The sequence below is a fragment of the Gloeocapsa sp. PCC 7428 genome, assembly GCF_000317555.1.
Classification (GTDB): domain Bacteria; phylum Cyanobacteriota; class Cyanobacteriia; order Cyanobacteriales; family Chroococcidiopsidaceae; genus Chroogloeocystis.
Map to the genome: position 1 here is coordinate 1,769,265 of NC_019745.1, position 15,811 is coordinate 1,785,075.

At 44.3% G+C, this 15,811-nt stretch carries 15 protein-coding genes and 1 tRNA gene; 7 read left to right on the forward strand and 9 right to left on the reverse strand.

The genetic code is table 11. The annotated features are described in order from the left end of the window. Positions 1 to 13: 13 nt before the first annotated feature. Complete coding sequence (locus GLO7428_RS07755; protein ID WP_015188014.1) at positions 14 to 796, reverse strand: peptidoglycan-binding protein; 783 nt, start codon at positions 794 to 796, stop codon at positions 14 to 16. A gap of 582 nt (positions 797 to 1,378) precedes the next feature. Between GLO7428_RS07755 and GLO7428_RS07760 the strand changes: the two genes are divergently transcribed. After that, on the forward strand, positions 1,379 to 1,798 hold the full coding sequence (locus GLO7428_RS07760; RefSeq protein ID WP_015188015.1) for a pentapeptide repeat-containing protein: 420 nt from the start codon (positions 1,379 to 1,381) through the stop codon (positions 1,796 to 1,798). A gap of 19 nt (positions 1,799 to 1,817) precedes the next feature. Here the strand turns inward: GLO7428_RS07760 and GLO7428_RS07765 are convergent, their stop codons facing one another. Further along, positions 1,818 to 3,098 (reverse strand): lipopolysaccharide assembly protein LapB, encoded by a 1,281-nt coding sequence (locus GLO7428_RS07765; protein WP_015188016.1) that lies wholly within the window; start codon positions 3,096 to 3,098, stop codon positions 1,818 to 1,820. 109 nt (positions 3,099 to 3,207) lie between these two features. Here GLO7428_RS07765 and GLO7428_RS07770 point away from each other — a divergent pair, with 109 nt between their 5' ends. Further along, complete coding sequence (locus GLO7428_RS07770; RefSeq protein WP_041918551.1) at positions 3,208 to 3,798, forward strand: chromophore lyase CpcT/CpeT; 591 nt, start codon at positions 3,208 to 3,210, stop codon at positions 3,796 to 3,798. Between the two features lie 157 nt (positions 3,799 to 3,955). Here GLO7428_RS07770 and cpdA read toward each other — a convergent pair whose 3' ends face one another. Then, on the reverse strand, positions 3,956 to 4,750 hold the full coding sequence (cpdA, locus tag GLO7428_RS07775) for a 3',5'-cyclic-AMP phosphodiesterase (protein WP_015188018.1): 795 nt from the start codon (positions 4,748 to 4,750) through the stop codon (positions 3,956 to 3,958). Between the two features lie 391 nt (positions 4,751 to 5,141). On the opposite strand from cpdA, the gene GLO7428_RS07780 reads away from it, so the two are divergent. The 3 genes from GLO7428_RS07780 (at position 5,142) to GLO7428_RS07790 (ending at position 6,739) form a co-directional block, all read left to right on the forward strand. Continuing rightward, positions 5,142 to 5,213, forward strand: a tRNA-Cys gene (locus GLO7428_RS07780). Between the two features lie 127 nt (positions 5,214 to 5,340). Further along, positions 5,341 to 5,925, forward strand: coding sequence for a TetR/AcrR family transcriptional regulator (locus tag GLO7428_RS07785; RefSeq protein WP_015188019.1), 585 nt, complete (start codon positions 5,341 to 5,343; stop codon positions 5,923 to 5,925). 106 nt (positions 5,926 to 6,031) lie between these two features. Further along, the gene (locus GLO7428_RS07790; protein ID WP_015188020.1) at positions 6,032 to 6,739 is read left to right on the forward strand and encodes a type 1 glutamine amidotransferase domain-containing protein; all 708 of its coding nucleotides are present in this window, start codon (positions 6,032 to 6,034) and stop codon (positions 6,737 to 6,739) included. Positions 6,740 to 6,894: 155 nt separating this feature from the next. Here GLO7428_RS07790 and psbA (GLO7428_RS07795) read toward each other — a convergent pair whose 3' ends face one another. Together psbA (GLO7428_RS07795) and psbA (GLO7428_RS07800) are read right to left on the reverse strand one after the other, a co-directional pair. Further along, on the reverse strand, positions 6,895 to 7,977 hold the full coding sequence (psbA, locus tag GLO7428_RS07795) for a photosystem II q(b) protein (RefSeq protein WP_015188021.1): 1,083 nt from the start codon (positions 7,975 to 7,977) through the stop codon (positions 6,895 to 6,897). A gap of 346 nt (positions 7,978 to 8,323) precedes the next feature. Beyond that, entirely contained in the window at positions 8,324 to 9,406 is a 1,083-nt protein-coding gene (gene psbA, locus GLO7428_RS07800; protein ID WP_015188022.1) for a photosystem II q(b) protein, read from the reverse strand. 138 nt (positions 9,407 to 9,544) lie between these two features. On the opposite strand from psbA (GLO7428_RS07800), the gene cofG reads away from it, so the two are divergent. Beyond that, complete coding sequence (cofG, locus tag GLO7428_RS07805; protein ID WP_015188023.1) at positions 9,545 to 10,507, forward strand: 7,8-didemethyl-8-hydroxy-5-deazariboflavin synthase subunit CofG; 963 nt, start codon at positions 9,545 to 9,547, stop codon at positions 10,505 to 10,507. A 51-nt stretch (positions 10,508 to 10,558) separates the two neighbouring features. On the opposite strand, the gene GLO7428_RS07810 is transcribed toward cofG, so the two are convergent. The 3 genes from GLO7428_RS07810 to GLO7428_RS07820 all read right to left on the reverse strand — a co-directional run bounded on the left by GLO7428_RS07810 (position 10,559) and on the right by GLO7428_RS07820 (position 12,452). Continuing rightward, positions 10,559 to 11,242: a glutathione S-transferase family protein gene (locus tag GLO7428_RS07810; RefSeq protein ID WP_015188024.1), complete on the reverse strand. Its 684-nt coding sequence runs from the start codon at positions 11,240 to 11,242 to the stop codon at positions 10,559 to 10,561. Positions 11,243 to 11,307: 65 nt separating this feature from the next. Continuing rightward, positions 11,308 to 11,907, reverse strand: coding sequence for a TetR/AcrR family transcriptional regulator (locus tag GLO7428_RS07815; protein ID WP_015188025.1), 600 nt, complete (start codon positions 11,905 to 11,907; stop codon positions 11,308 to 11,310). Between the two features lie 119 nt (positions 11,908 to 12,026). Continuing rightward, positions 12,027 to 12,452 carry a DUF29 family protein gene (locus GLO7428_RS07820; RefSeq protein ID WP_015188026.1) on the reverse strand — a complete coding sequence of 142 codons (426 nt, stop codon included), beginning with the start codon at positions 12,450 to 12,452 and terminating at the stop codon, positions 12,027 to 12,029. 329 nt (positions 12,453 to 12,781) lie between these two features. Between GLO7428_RS07820 and hflX the strand changes: the two genes are divergently transcribed. After that, the gene (gene hflX / locus GLO7428_RS07825; RefSeq protein ID WP_015188027.1) at positions 12,782 to 14,515 is read left to right on the forward strand and encodes a GTPase HflX; all 1,734 of its coding nucleotides are present in this window, start codon (positions 12,782 to 12,784) and stop codon (positions 14,513 to 14,515) included. A 3-nt stretch (positions 14,516 to 14,518) separates the two neighbouring features. On the opposite strand, the gene GLO7428_RS07830 is transcribed toward hflX, so the two are convergent. Beyond that, on the reverse strand, positions 14,519 to 15,754 hold the full coding sequence (locus GLO7428_RS07830; RefSeq protein WP_015188028.1) for a DUF445 domain-containing protein: 1,236 nt from the start codon (positions 15,752 to 15,754) through the stop codon (positions 14,519 to 14,521). Positions 15,755 to 15,811 lie beyond the last annotated feature (57 nt).

The window sequence follows — 15,811 nt, forward strand, 5'->3', positions numbered from 1 at the left end:
TACATCACAGCACTTACGGTGTTGGCGATGGCGAAGGAGAAATCGTTGGTATAGGCGAAGGTGAAGTCGTCGGCGTCGGTGACGTAAACGGAGATGGCGAAGTCGTTGGCGTCGGTGACGGGAATGGTGAAACTGTCGGTGTGGGTGACGGGGATGGTGAAACTGTCGGCGTTGGTGATGGGGATGGTGAAACTGTCGGTGTGGGTGACGGTGAAGTCGTCGGCGTTGGTGATGGAGACGGTGAAACTGTCGGTGTGGGTGACGGTGAAGTCGTCGGCGTTGGTGATGGAGATGGCGAAGGTGATGGCGCTGGCGCTGGTTCTTCGCCGCTGAGAACTCTTCTTGCTTCTTGGTCGAGTCGAATCCGAGTTTCTAAGTTAGCAATTCCAGTTGTTGGCAGGTTGTAGCGTTCTTGAAACTGCTCGACTGCTGACTCTGTAAGTGTTGTGTAAAATTGGTTTCGTGGTAGTGGCGGAACAGGCTCAACAACTAAGTTCAAACTGCCATGCAGATTTCGTATCAACTCTGCTGCGGTACTTTGTGTTTGTGGACCTGCTACACCATCAATTGCTAAGCCATATCGTTGCTGAAAGTCGCGAATTGCATTGCGTGTAGCCTCATCCGTTAAAGGTCCCTCTTCGGGAATATCGTATCCTAATCCTCGTAAAGTGACGCGAAACTCTCCTGGCGTATAGTAGTATCGTTGCTGCGCAACAGAAGTCATTTCATAACTTACTAAGCCAGCTGTCACGCCAAAAGTAACAGCTGCGATCGTTGTACTCCATCTACACCACATATATTTAAACTCCTTGGTAGCTAATCAAGCATTTACCACAGTAAATAGAAACAGTCTAAAACGAGTAAGACTTTAGGTAAGCTGCTTTTCGTGATTATTCATTATCTCTGGTTATCTTTGTGTAATTGATTTCCCTATGTCAAGTCTCTCTAGGTAATATTAGTAATCATCAGTCAAAGTGTCTTGAGCGAGCAAGTACGAAAAAACCGAGGATTCGCATTAAATCGCTGGAATTTTTTGATGAGGAATCTTTAATGCTGTGCTTCTTGCTATGACGAGAGAAAGCACTAGAAAGCAGTGCCTGCATGACTGTCTTATACTATCGGTAATAAATAGCTGGATACTTGGGAGCAGTGCCGTTACTATCTTCAAGAACACATTGACTTTTCCGTACAAATTCATACTTTTGGTAGATTCCTAATCCAGCCAATATGTACCTTTAGTAAGTCACTCTAGATTGAAGCTTAGTCTCTCCGTACGAAAATCTCCGTCTAGTGCTTCTCCCACACGTAAGAGGGCAATACATTTTATACAGGAGATACTAACGTCATAAGCTTTTTAACGACTTTTGAGGTAAAGATTATGAAACTGGAGATTTTTGCTACCACAGCTTTATTAAGTACTGTGTGCATAGCGACTCCGGTACGCGCAGAAAATCCCGCGCACGTACGTCAATTAATTGAAACGCGTGAGTGTATGGGCTGCGATCTAGCAGGTGCTAATCTAAATGGCGCGCACTTAATTGGTGCTGATCTGCGAAATGCAAACTTAGAAGGCGCAAGCTTAATTGACGCTAACTTAGAAGGTGCAGATTTGACAGGTGCTAACTTGCAACAGGCAAACTTGTTTAAAGCTTTTGCCACTGGTGCAAGCATGAACGAAGTTAATTTAACAGGTGCTAACCTTCGTGACGCCAAGCTTTATAAAGTTGATATGGATGGTGCGACAATAGCAGGGACTGATTTCAGAGGAGCCAAGCTTTATGGTGCTAATTTATTTTGATAGCTTGGTTAATCAACATTTATTGAGCTAAATTCTGTTGAATCTGTTGAATCTGTTGCGTAAAGTAAGGCTGTTGATACTGCAATTGTTGAGCGATCGCAAGTCCTTGCTCAAAAGCTGAAAGCGCCGCACTGGGATTACCGTTTTGTAAATGAATCTGCCCTATTTGGTCATAAGTATTCATCAAACCGTAGAAATTGGCAGCACGTTGGTCTGCTTCTAACAGTATTTGACTTGCTTGTAAAGCTTCATTAATCTGACCTTGAGTGCGGTATAGTAAAATCAATCTTCGCAAAGCGTCACCAGCACGCGCATATTGTTGTAGAGACCAAGCCGAAGCATAAGCTTCTTGATAATTTTGAAATGCTTGTTGAGTTTGACCTAATGCTTGATAGTCAGCCGCGATCGCCAGTCGAATTGCTGGTACTTGCGTAAATTGTGACTCATTAAGATAAAGTTCGGCAAGTCGCTGTTTAACTACGAGTGCTTGTTGAGGTTGTCGGGCGCGGTCGTAAATGTAAGCTAGCTGTTGTAGATAAGTCACTTCACCGACGCGATCGCCGCGCGAATTTGCTAAAGCGAGTAACTCTTGATAACTCTTAGCCGCTTGCGGATAGTCAAACCAGCTTAAGTGTAATTCTGCGATTGTCCTTAAAGTATTTTCTGCTGCTGCGGCATTTTGCTGCCGCTCAAGCGCAAGAATTTGATTATAAACTTCTATTGCTTGTTGTGGCGATCGCACTTGCTGATATGCGTAAGCAAGCGATCGTAGTAACGTTAAATCAGTTGTCGGCTGCGATTGTACTTGTTGTTGAATCGTTTGCAGTCTCTGCGTAATAATTTGAACTTGGGTACGTTCATTTTCACTCCAAGCGATCGCCCCGACTCTTCCTAGTGCTTGCACTTCAGCTAGAGTACCCAACGCCCGCCTTAGTCGTAATTCGCGGTTCCAAATCTCAAACGCACCTACACTATCCCCCGCTGCTAATCGCGCTTGCGCTTGCACGTTGAGTTGATCCAACGCTGCTGCTAAGTTTTGGCGTGCTTGCGGACTTAACGGCTGACTCGGTAGTAGTGGATCTGGTGTTGTGATTTCTAGTGGATTTGGTGGAAACTCATCTGGTAGAGATTCCTCGCTTTGTGCTAGTGCAATTGAACTACAACATAAGCATAAGGAAAGCGTCGCCGTAGCGACAACATTGCTGTATCGTCGGAACATCCTAGAAAAATAAGCATTATTGCGATTGTGCATCTTTAGATAGCCGTAAAATTCACTACCCACTATTGACGAATAACTCATTCTTTGACGAGTTGTTTGCCAAAATGTCTCCAAAAAATAGGTAGCTGTGAGTTTTAAAATACTCGAAAGAGTATCACAAACAACATTATCCTTAACAAATACCGTTCAAATGACTCATTCTACAGATATCGCTACTTTAGCGCGGTGGATGGCAGCAGATTTCAGCAATCAAGCACAAGCTTTTGAAAATCCGCCTTTTTTTGCGCATATTCGCGTTTGTATGCGTCCTCTTCCCCTAGAAACTCTTTCTGGAGTCAGCTTTTATGTGGAACAGGCGTATGATTATATGCTGAATAACCCCTATCGCGTGCGCGTGTTGAAATTAGTTAACGCCGGCGATCGCATTACGATTGAGAATTACTTAATCAAAGATGAACAGCAATTTTACGGTGCATCTCGCGAACCTCAACGCCTGAACGCAATTACATTAGAACGTTTGGAGAAATTGCCTGGATGTAATATGCTTGTCGAATGGACAGGAACTAGCTTTAAAGGCAGTGTGGAACCAGGAAAGGGTTGTATTGTCGTGCGTAAAGACAAAAAAACCTATTTAGATAGCGAATTCGAGATCGATCAAGAACGATTTATCAGCCTTGATCGAGGGCGCGATCCAGAAACCGACGAACACGTTTGGGGTTCTGTTGCTGGACCGTTTCACTTTGTTCGTTGGAACAGTTTTGCTGATGAAGTGAAAGTGTAGAACACAAAAGCATAAAGAGAGAGTGGGAGGAGGGGACAGCATTGATTCGGCATTTCCTCAAATCCCATTTTCTATTTACAATCGCAGTCAATCGCAACAAACGCGACACACCAATTGGCTCACTTCAAGGTGTGCTTTATTCTGGTTTTTACCTCATTCAATATCCAGTTGCTGCTAAATCCAAAATATATTCGTTACAAGCTACACGCTCGACTTGAGTTAGCCACCTACCATTAGGATAAAGCTGAACGAGTCGAAACCCTGGGTGTTCTGGTTTTAAAGCAAAGTGCGCACTTTGTGGTTCAAATTGAACTGAAGTCGCGGGACTACCTAGGTAATGTACGCCGTTTCTCTGGCAATGAAATTCTTGATGAATGTGACCAAACAAAACTAACTTGACTTGTGGATGGCGATCCAAAATGGCAAAAAACTCATCTGAGTTTTCTAGTGTACTGCGATCGAGCCAATGAGAATTGACGGCAAAGGGTGGATGATGTAGCGCTATCAAAGTCGGCTGTGTTCTTCGACTGGCTAAGTGCCAATCTAACCAAGCTAGGGTTGTTTCTGAAAGGCGACCATGAACGTAGCCAGGTACTGCCGAGTTGATTAAAACAAAGTTCCACCCGCCTTGGGTAAATTCCTTTTGTGGAAAAATATACACCTGATTTAAGATTTGTTGCATTACTGCAAAGTCGTCATGATTGCCAGCTATCCAATAAGTAGGCTTGGCAAGCAGACTCAGTAAGTGCTGCAAACGCTCATAAGATGCAGCTGTTCCATCTTGTGATAAATCTCCTGTAACCAATAGCAAGTCTATTTGATTTTGTAAACACAGCAGCCGTTCAACAACCGCTTGAAACGATTGTGTTGTATTAATTCCCAGTAACTCTTGCTTCTCATCTGCAAACAGATGGATGTCTGTAACTTGAGCGATAGATAAGGGATGATTCATTTTTACAGACGCCGAGTTTTGTCCACAACTGCTGTATCTCTAACAGCAACATATTTCATCTTGAGTACAAGTAAAATAACAGAGCAAGTTACAGCACAACTTCCTAGGTACAGACTATTCCTGTATTTTTGAAACGTTAAGTTGGAAAGATGTACAAAATCTAGAGTGCTTCTTTATACTAGCGGTAAACGTAAAGATAATTTGCGATCTTTAACGAGTTTATTTGTGATCTCAGTCACAAATCATCGGCAAGATAACTTTGAATCGAGATGCCACGCACGCGATCTGTTGCTATTAGTGCTATATTAATTTAATGAAAATTGTGCGCTGCCTGTAACATAGTTAAAGATAAGTGACTATAGCAGCAATCTTGTTATCGGCTGATAGTTTTGGCGGCATAGCCAAGTGGTAAGGCAGAGGTCTGCAAAACCTTTATCCCCCAGTTCGAATCTGGGTGCCGCCTTGTAATTAAGAGCGAGTCCTATCATATTTTTCTCCGGACGTCTTGCGCTGTTATCGTTGAATACACAATAGTTCTAAACGTAAAAATATGACTTGATTTTTATAGACGACCGGTCTATTATAAAGGTATGGGCAAAGATACGACAAAAATCGCTCTTCTCAAGACAGGTGCGCGCTTTCTTAAAGAAAAGGGATACAACCACACTGGGATACAGGAAGTCTTGCAAGCAACAGGAGTACCCAAAGGTTCGTTTTACTATTACTTTAAAAGCAAGGAGGACTTTGGATTAGAGATTATTGAAAATGATGCCCGCGAACACAACCGATTTTTGGACAAGTATCTTAAAGATGAGACAATTTCTCCTTTAACTCGCTTGCAGCGCTATTTTGAAGCAAAATACGAAGAATTTGCGTCGTTACAATGTCGTGAAGGTTGTTTATTAGGTAATCTTGGTCAAGAGTTAGCGGACCAAAATGAAAGGTTCCGTTTGCGCTTAGAGGCGATTTTTGCCGAATGGCGCGATCGCTACATTGATTGTTTACAGCAAGCCCAAGCTATCGGAGAACTCTCACCCGATTTAGACGTACATATTCTCGCTGATTTCTGCTTAAACAGTTGGGAAGGCGCATTACAACAGATGAAAGTCACTAAAAGCCCTGCCCCTCTACAAACTTTCATGAGTGTGATGTTTGATGTCGTTCTCAAGCGTTGAAAGTTCGATTTTGCTGAAGATGTATTGCAAAGTAGTAGACCAGTCTACTAATAGGCTTACCTATTGCAATCAGTTAAGAAATAAACGGTTTTAGAGGAAAATTACGATGACGAATAAAAGAATTCTAATTGCGGTCACTAGCCATGAGGAACTTGGCAATACAGGGAAAAAGACAGGCTTTTATCTTTCTGAGGTGACGCATCCTTACGATGTCTTCACGCGCGCAGGCTACGACGTTGACTTTGTTAGCCCCAAAGGTGGAAAAGCACCGATGGACGGCGTGCAACTTGAAGATCCTATCAACAAAGCATTTCTAGATGACCCTGACAAGGTAAAACAAGTTGAAAACACGCTGCAACCGTCGCAAGTCGATCCGACTCAATACGACGCTATTTTTTATGCAGGTGGTCATGGGACAATGTGGGATTTTCCTAACAATGAACAACTTGCCCAAATCGCGGCAAACATTTATGAACAAGGCGGTGTTGTCGGTGCCGTTTGTCACGGACCTGCGGGACTACTCAATATCAAGCTTGCGAATGGCGAGTATCTCATCAAAGGTAAAACCGTGTCTGGGTTCACAAACGAAGAAGAAGCCGCAGTGGAACTGACTGAAGCCGTGCCATTTTTACTCGAATCAACATTGAAAGAAAGAGGCGCAGAATTTACGAAAGCACCCAAATTTGAAGCACACGTTGTGAAAAGCGATCGCCTCGTCACAGGACAAAACCCCGCTTCCGCCGCAGGCGTCGCCGAACAAATGTTGCAATTAATCGAAAACCGCGCTGCAACTGCCTCACCCGCCACAGTCTAAACAGCATCAGCGGTATAAGCGTTTAGTAGAACGTCAAGATGTAGACTGCAAGCAATTAGCCAACTACCCTTTGTCCCTGACCTCCATACTACATACACCACAAAAAGCGCTCTCTTCAAGAGGGCGCTAAATCAGGTATGTAGATTTACGAGTGATTAACCACTAATTGTGGGTGCCGTAAAAGCGACAGGAACAGGTGTACCCGTAGCCAAATCTAGCGGGAAGTTGTGCGCATTGCGTTCGTGCATTACTTCGATTCCCAAGTTGGCGCGGTTTAAGACATCCGCCCAGGTTGCAACAACACGACCTTGCGAGTCAATCACCGATTGGTTAAAGTTGAACCCGTTGAGGTTGAACGCCATTGTGCTGATGCCCAACGAGGTGAACCAGATGCCAATGACTGGCCATGCTCCTAAGAAAAAGTGGAGCGATCGCGAATTATTAAAACTCGCATACTGCCAAATCAACCGTCCAAAGTAGCCATGCGCTGCGACAATGCTGTAAGTTTCTGCTTCTTGCCCAAACTTATAACCCAAATTTTGCGATTCGATTTCGGTCGTTTCCCGAATCAGCGAGGAAGTGACTAACGAACCGTGCATTGCACAGAACAACGCACCGCCAAACACCGCCGCTACGCCCAACTGATGGAAGGGGTGCATTAAGATGTTATGCTCGGCTTGGAACACAAGCATAAAGTTGAACGTACCAGAGATACCCAAAGGCATACCGTCAGAGAAACTACCTTGCCCAATCGGGTAAATCAAGAATACAGAAGTTGCCGCAGCGACAGGTGCAGAGTACGCTACACAAATCCAGGGACGCATCCCCAAGCGGTAGCTTAGTTCCCACTGCCGACCTAGCCAGCAAAAAATACCAATGAGAAAATGAAAAACGATGAGTTCGTAGGGTCCACCGTTGTATAGCCATTCATCCAACGAAGCTGCTTCCCAAATAGGATAGAAATGCAAGCCGATCGCATTAGAAGAAGGAACAACAGCGCCAGTAATAATGTTGTTTCCGTAAAGCAAAGAACCGGAAACAGGTTCGCGAATACCATCAATATCAACAGGTGGAGCGGCAATAAAGGCAATGATGAAACAAATGGTAGCGGTTAACAAACACGGAATCATCAATACGCCAAACCAGCCTACGTACAATCGATTCTCCGTGCTAGTGACCCAATCGCAGAACCGCTCCCACAGATTCCCGCTTTCGCGTCGCTGTAGTGTTGTCGTCATGGTTCTATTGAGAGAAATAATGGTTAATTAATTTTGCGAGAGTTTAAAAAGCGTTTTGTTTTCTAATCGTTGTGTTGCTATACTCTTTCGCCTCAGAGTCAGGTACAGTACTTTTTTATCGTTGCGACTCCTCACACCAAATGCTATGCGATTCACTTCCTTAAGGCGAGAGTAGAATTTTTAGGAAGTTACTGACTCTTACTTTTTAGTATTTACATGGATTTTGCTATAAATCAATTTATTTATATTAAGTTTTACTAGCGTTTGTTACATGAAACTCGTTATATAGACACAGCAAAAAGCGCCCCCGCGAGGGAGGCGCTTCTAAATGGCTTTGAGCTAAAGTTTAGCCATTGATGCTCGGAGCAGTTAAAGCAACAGGAGTCGCTTCACCAGCAGCCAAGTCGAGAGGGAAGTTATGAGCATTACGCTCGTGCATGACTTCCATACCCAAGTTCGCACGGTTGAGGACGTCTGCCCAGGTACCGATGACGCGACCTTGCGAGTCAATCACCGACTGGTTGAAGTTGAACCCGTTGAGGTTGAACGCCATTGTGCTAATGCCCAACGAGGTGAACCAGATGCCAATCACTGGCCATGCGGCTAAGAAGAAGTGCAACGAACGGCTGTTGTTGAACGAAGCGTATTGGAAGATTAAGCGTCCAAAGTAGCCGTGTGCCGCTACGATGTTGTATGTCTCTTCTTCTTGTCCGAATTTGTAGCCGTAGTTTTGGCTTTCGCTTTCGGTTGTTTCACGCACTAACGAACTGGTCACGAGTGAACCGTGCATCGCACTGAAGAGTGCACCACCGAATACGCCTGCTACTCCTAACTGGTGGAATGGGTGCATCAGGATGTTGTGCTCGGCTTGGAACACTAACATGAAGTTGAATGTGCCGCTGATGCCGAGGGGCATGCCATCGCTGAATGAACCTTGTCCGATTGGGTAGATCAAGAAGACTGCGGTTGCTGCTGCTACTGGTGCTGAGTAGGCTACGGCAATCCATGGCCGCATTCCTAAACGGTAGGATAATTCCCACTCGCGTCCCATGTAGCAGAATACGCCGATCAAAAAGTGGAAGATGACTAATTGGTATGGTCCACCGTTGTATAGCCACTCATCTAATGATGCTGCTTCCCAGATTGGGTAGAAGTGTAACCCAATTGCGTTTGACGACGGAACGACTGCTCCGGTGATGATGTTGTTGCCGTAGATTAATGACCCTGCTACTGGTTCTCTAATGCCGTCGATGTCTACGGGGGGGGCGGCGATAAATGCAATGATGAAGCAGGTTGTTGCTGCTAGTAATGTCGGGATCATCAATACGCCGAACCAGCCTACGTATAGACGGTTATCGGTTGATGTTACCCAGTTGCAAAACCGCTCCCACAATCCGGCGCTTTCGCGTCTTTGTAGCGTTGTTGTCATACTTTTATGATTGCTTTTGTTTTGCTTATGATTTTGTAGGTGTTGTTCCCTACAATTAATACCTTAAGCTATTTGTTGCGATTTGTAAAGGATTTTAAAAATTTTTTAGAATTAAGTGAGTTCTAGCAGAGCGAAGTAATGTCCGGCGTTGTTACGTATAGTCCTGCCTACACCTTAGTGCCTACCTATGAGTGCTTTAATCGCTGTGATTATTGCAATTTTCGCGTAGAACCAGGTAAAGCACCCTGGATAACCCTCTCTACAGCCGAAAAAATCCTCAAAGAATTGCAGAATCAAAACGTTTGTGAGATTCTCATTTTAAGTGGCGAGGTTCATCCGCATTCATCAAGGCGTGAATCATGGCTACAGTTAATTTATGGGTTATGCGAACTGGCGATCGCACTGGGTTTTTTGCCACATACAAACGTAGGGCCTCTAAGTTTTGTAGAAATGCAACAGCTTAAAACCGTAAATGTATCGATGGGTTTAATGCTAGAGCAACTAACGCCTGCGTTATTAAATACAGTTCATCGCCATGCACCGAGTAAGATACCAGAACTAAGATTACAACAACTCGTTTGGGCAGGAGAATTACAGATTCCGTTTACAACAGGTTTACTTCTGGGAATTGGCGAAACACAAGATGATTGGTGGGAGACGTTGGAGGCGATCGCGCAATTACACACTCGTTATGGTCATATCCAAGAAGTCATTCTGCAACCTTACAGCCCAGGAAATCAACAAATATGGGACGCACCAGGCTTTGAACCGCAGCAGTTACCGCAAGTAATTGCAAAAGCTAGAGAAATTCTACCCGCAGAAATTACAATTCAAATTCCACCAAATTTAGTTTCAGATCCCAACTGGTTACTTGCTTGTATTAAAGCAGGAGCAAGAGATTTAGGCGGTATTGGACCAAAAGATGAAGTCAATCCAGATTATCCACATCTGACTTGCGAGAATTTATTACAAATATTAAAATCAGCCGGATGGCAACTCATACCACGCTTGCCAATTTATCCCCAGTATGGCAAATGGCTACCGCAACATTTACAAACAGCAGTGCAATCTTGGAGAAATATGGCTTCAGCAGCTTTTTGATTCTTCAGCCTGCTCGATCGACTGGTAGAACTGCTGACACTTCTATTGCATCTACTGCTGAGACAGCGCGTTTATCCGTTGATGGCGACGGCGCTGCCAAATTTTTGGTATCACTCGCATCCGACGTTTGAAGCTACTCCACTCTTGTGGACTCAATTCAATCTGTTGCCAAGTAGGTCGAGCTAATAAACGATCAGACCAACGATTCAAGTTAGGGTATTTGGTCAAAGCAATGCCTAGATCAGGCATTCTATGAACGAGTGTTCCAGCGACAATTTCTGCTAGTGTCAGCTGTTCGCCAGCAAAGTAAGGGGAGTCCTCCAATAAAGCTTCAAAATAATTCAATGTATTAATTGCCCGTAGCTGAGCATACTCCAACTCTACTGAGTTCTCATCGCGAACGAGTAATCTGAACACCGCAGGTAGTAATTCATTGAGCGTAACCATTTGCACCATCCGAACCTTTGCTAAAGCGATCGCATCAGTCGGAAGCAGCGATTGCTCAGGATACCGTGCTTCTAGATAATCTAGAATGGCTAACGATTCAATCACGCGAAAATCACCATCAACCAAAACTGGGACATGGCTAAAAGGATTCAAGGCGAGAAATTCAGGTTCAAATTGTTCGCCGCTTAAATCAACTGAAATTAATTCAAAAGGAAGTTGCTTTTCTAGCAGAGCTAACCATACAGGACGAGCATAAGCGGAAGGACGGGCATAGTAAAGCTTGAGCATAAGAACTATTTCTCACAATGAGAGCAATAAAAAGACCGATCGGTTTGTTATAGTGCAAAAAAAATTTAGATGAGTGCTGCTAGTTGGTTTTGAATATAAGTTTTAAGATGGTTTAGGGCACGTTCTAAATAAGAAGCATCGCCATACAACTTGCTGAGCATTACCCCTCCCTCAATGGTTGCAATCAAAATCGTAGCAATAGTATCAGAATTGACATCTGCACGCAATTCACCACGCATAACACCTTTATCGACAATGCGATGAATCAAACTGCGCCACGCATCCATGGCATGTTGCGCCCGTTCGCGTAAAGCTGGATGAGCATCATCACTCTCTACCGCTGTATTGAGGATTGGACAACCGCCCTGGACGGGTGGGTCGTTCAACATATGCTCATAAACACTGAGAATTGCAATTAAGCGATCCACCGCATGACGTTTTCCTTTCAAAGCACCCGTAAATTTCTGCTGTATGCGACTGGCTGCGAAGTCAAATGCTGCTAGAGCTAGCTCATCTTTGCTGCGGAAGTGATTATAAATGCCTCCTTTTTGTAAACCTGTAACACGCATTATGTCTGACATCGAAGACCCTGCATACCCTTGCTGGTTAAATAGAGCCGCTGCTTGCTCGATAATACGTGTTTTGGTTTGTTGAGCTTTTGACATCTAAATTAAAGACCGATCAGTCTGTTTAAAATTATAGCAGGAGTATAGCAAAAAGAATGAAATTTGCTTTGTGGTTTTATACAGACTGACTCAGCTATTTTAAAGTCAAGCGTTTGATATTAATCTTCAACTATTAGTAATAAAGCGTCATTTAAAAGCTTCGACGAGTCAATTAAGGCTGCTAATTCTTCTGGCTCATATTTTCCTTGACTAACTTCAAGTGATGCCGTGTCAATTGCACTATCTAGTGCGTTGCGTAGAATAGATTGCAAATCGTCTTTAGTTAGATAATAGCCTCCTGACTTGCGGCGCTTGTTCTTTTCCTTAATTTCCCGCACGCCATTACGAATTGACACTTCCCACGATTTTGTAGAACGGTTTTCGGCTTGCTTTTTGATCAAGTGATGTAACAAAACTTTGGCATGAGAACGAATATTATTAATTTTGTCATCGCAACTTATTTCTTCAAGTTCTTCTACCAGTAGTAAAGCTGCTGCGCTTTCACCCTTCAAAATTAAATTCTTAAGTTCTAATAACTCTTCCATAGTTCTATACAGCGTTAGAGCTTGTTTTAGTCTCTAAGACAAACCAATCAGAATTACGTCTATGAAGTGAAAGCTGATTATCGACCCAATCTAGTAGTAACTGTTGCCACTTAAGTACTATGATGGCACGCAGCTTATTACCCTAGCCCTATATTATCTGTGAGCTTGATTGCGTTTCACTTGTATAATCTATGTGTTCGTAAAAGCAATGCCAATAGGAATGATCTCTAACCACCGTTCAAGTATTGTTACTAACTTGAGTTCAACAACGTGAAAACAGCGCGATAAAATAGATGTAGTGAATTCAGAAGACCAAATATTGGTCGAAGGTGCCTATCGAGACTATTTACGGTAATCTTCAAGGATTAAAATCCAGCCAGATTAAGCAACTACAACGGCTGTATCAACAACGCCTACCAGGCGATCGCCCGACGACACCAGAATTTGCCCAGCGGTTGGCAGCAATTAGCACCGAAATTAACCAACCGGTGTGCGCCTATGTAAATCGTCGGGGACAAGTGATTCGTGTAGGGGTTGGTACGCCACGTCAAACTCAAATTCCACCACTAGAACTACCACGCTATGGCGCAGAACGTCTTAGTGGTATTCGCTGCATTGCTACGCAACTCAAATCTGAACCACCCAGCGAAGCGGCGTTAACTGCAATGGCGCTGCAAAGATTAGATGTTCTAGCGGTACTCAACATCACAGGATCAGGATTTCAACGTCGTGGGGGTGGAGCAACAGGCTATGTTAAAGAAACTTATCTGGCGCATTTGGTTCCTAGTACCGAAGAAACAGAAACTGATACACAGCAGACGCGCACTTCACCGCTAGCGAGTTGGAGTGTGTCACAACCGCTCAGTTTAGATGTTCTGAGTAATCAGGATTTTCTTGATTTAATTGAAGGACTCGAAGCTGAATTTCGGCGCGAATACGTTGCGACGCAGGTAGATAGCGACCGCGATCGCGTACTCATTGTGGGAGTCCAAACTGACGATCTGACACCACAAGCGTTTCAAGATACGCTCGACGAATTAGCGCGATTAGTTGATACCGCTGGGGGAGAAGTTTTACAAACATTCCGCCAAAAGCGATCGCGTCCGCATCCGCAAACCGCCGTTGGTGAAGGAAAAGTGCAAGAAATTGCTTTAACTGCACAAACGCTGGGTGCTAACTTAATTGTCTTTGACCGCGATCTTTCACCCGCGCAAGTCCGCAACTTAGAAACGCAAATCGGAATTCGCGTTGTTGACCGCACAGAGGTGATTTTAGACATTTTTGCCCAACGCGCTCGCACGCGTGCAGGTAAATTACAAGTCGAACTTGCCCAGCTTGAATATATGCTGCCGCGACTAACGGGACGGGGTCAAGCAATGTCGCGACTTGGTGGTGGAATTGGAACTCGCGGACCTGGTGAAACAAAACTAGAAACCGAACGCCGCGCGATCGCCAGACGGATTGCGAGATTACAAGAAGAAGTCAATCAGCTACAAGCGCATCGATCGCGTCTGCGACAACAGCGCCAACATCGCGAAGTTCCTTCAGTGGCGATCGTTGGTTATACGAACGCGGGAAAGTCTACACTACTCAATGCACTAACTAATGCGGAAGTTTACACAGCGGATCAGTTATTTGCAACGCTTGATCCAACGACACGCCGTTTGGTAGTTCCCGATGTGGGTGGAGAACCGCAAGCCATAGTATTAACAGATACGGTGGGTTTTATCCACGAACTTCCAGCGTCACTCATGGATGCATTTCGCGCCACGCTTGAAGAAGTGACAGAAGCCGACGCGTTACTTCATGTTGTCGATCTTTCGCATCCAGCATGGCAAAGTCAAATTCGGTCAGTGATGAGTATTTTGTCGGAAATGCCTATAACTCCAGGACCCATGCTGATTGCTTTGAACAAAGTCGATCGCGTTGATAGTGATACGTTAGCCGTCGCGCAAGAAGAATTTCCGCAAGCGGTGTATATTTCTGCAAGCGATCGCTTAGGATTAGAAACTCTCCGCCAACGCCTCGGACAACTTGTGCGCTACGCGGTTGCGCCTAGCTAAGGACTAGAAATTACGCAAGATCAAAAATAGGGTTTGTAGCGAACCGACGACAAATCCTAAAACTCCACCTAAATTAACAATTGCTTGTAGTTCATTTTTAACAATTCCTTCGACTGCGGTTTCGAGATCCGCTGCGGAAGTTGATTTAACACGATCAACAATCACTTGATCGATTGACAAAATTGGAATTGCCTGCGCCACAATATTTTCTAAATCGCGTTCTAGGTAGCGTTCTAAAATTAATGCCAGTTCTTTGCTGACAACATCGAGCGAAGTCGTTACTGCTGCTGAATTACGCAGACGGTTTAACAGGAGACTCGCAATGTTTTCCCAATCAAGCGAATCGCTTAAGCCTTGCAGAACTTCACCGCCACGCGTTTGTAAATAGCTGCGAATCGTATCGCGGATCGTTTTGCGTAGCTGGCGTACTGTCGAGACAGGTAAGTTTTGTAAAGACAGATTTTTTAACCAAGTTTTGAGGCGGTTACGAACGTCTAATGAGCGAGTTAATTCTTGGATGCGATCGTTTGCGGCTTCTCTTTCGTCTAAGCAGTAACTTCTGAGGCGCGTTAAGGTATTACGTAAACCGAATAAATTAGCAACAACCCAGTAAGTTCCGCTGGCTTTTTCGCGAAAGCCTTCATCAATCGTTTGAATTGTGCGATCGGTGAGAAAGTCAACTAAAAGCTGACGAATCACGTCGGGTGGTAAAACAACTTGTAATAACCAGTCTGCGAGTTTAGTCGCTTGTTCGTCGCTCAGTTGAAACTCAAGGAGTACTTGATCGAAAATCTGATTCGTTTGCGCTTCTAAAAAATCTTCGCGTCGCGCTAAAACTTTGAGTAAACGTGGTAAAGATTGACCAAGCAAATCTTTGAGGATATTTGCCGTAATTTTTGCAGTTTTCTGCTCTTTGTCAAGGCGAATTTGATCTAAGGCTAATCGTAGCAGCCACAAAATACCAGCCTGCACGCGTTCGGGTTGCAGTAAGCGCCGTGCTAAATTTTGCAATTCTTCTGGCGTCAGCAGGGACCCCATAATTGTGTCTGCAACCCGCTTTGCTAACCGTTCTTGGTTGCGCGGAATTAAACCTGGGGTAAACGGTAAACGATTTCGACCGATATAGATTGCTCGGTAGGGACGAAAGAGCATCTTAATGGCTATGTCGTTCGTAAAATAGCCAATAATTCCTCCGAGTACAGGAGGTGCTGCATAAAACCAAAGGTTAGACCAGTCCAAGAGTGCGAACCGATAAGAATTTCAGGTCTTAGATTTTGGCAAAGACGATGCTGCACA

Coding starts and splice junctions, on each gene's coding strand:
- cofG (WP_015188023.1), top strand. CDS start 9,545: ATGTCCGGCGTTGTTACGTATAGTCCTGCCTACACCTTAGTGCCTACC.
- GLO7428_RS07785 (WP_015188019.1), top strand. CDS start 5,341: ATGGGCAAAGATACGACAAAAATCGCTCTTCTCAAGACAGGTGCGCGC.
- cpdA (WP_015188018.1), bottom strand. CDS start 4,750: ATGAATCATCCCTTATCTATCGCTCAAGTTACAGACATCCATCTGTTT.
- GLO7428_RS07755 (WP_015188014.1), bottom strand. CDS start 796: ATGTGGTGTAGATGGAGTACAACGATCGCAGCTGTTACTTTTGGCGTG.
- GLO7428_RS07790 (WP_015188020.1), top strand. CDS start 6,032: ATGACGAATAAAAGAATTCTAATTGCGGTCACTAGCCATGAGGAACTT.
- GLO7428_RS07815 (WP_015188025.1), bottom strand. CDS start 11,907: ATGTCAAAAGCTCAACAAACCAAAACACGTATTATCGAGCAAGCAGCG.
- GLO7428_RS07760 (WP_015188015.1), top strand. CDS start 1,379: ATGAAACTGGAGATTTTTGCTACCACAGCTTTATTAAGTACTGTGTGC.
- psbA (WP_015188021.1), bottom strand. CDS start 7,977: ATGACGACAACACTACAGCGACGCGAAAGCGGGAATCTGTGGGAGCGG.
- GLO7428_RS07770 (WP_041918551.1), top strand. CDS start 3,208: ATGACTCATTCTACAGATATCGCTACTTTAGCGCGGTGGATGGCAGCA.
- GLO7428_RS07765 (WP_015188016.1), bottom strand. CDS start 3,098: ATGAGTTATTCGTCAATAGTGGGTAGTGAATTTTACGGCTATCTAAAG.
- psbA (WP_015188022.1), bottom strand. CDS start 9,406: ATGACAACAACGCTACAAAGACGCGAAAGCGCCGGATTGTGGGAGCGG.
- GLO7428_RS07820 (WP_015188026.1), bottom strand. CDS start 12,452: ATGGAAGAGTTATTAGAACTTAAGAATTTAATTTTGAAGGGTGAAAGC.
- GLO7428_RS07810 (WP_015188024.1), bottom strand. CDS start 11,242: ATGCTCAAGCTTTACTATGCCCGTCCTTCCGCTTATGCTCGTCCTGTA.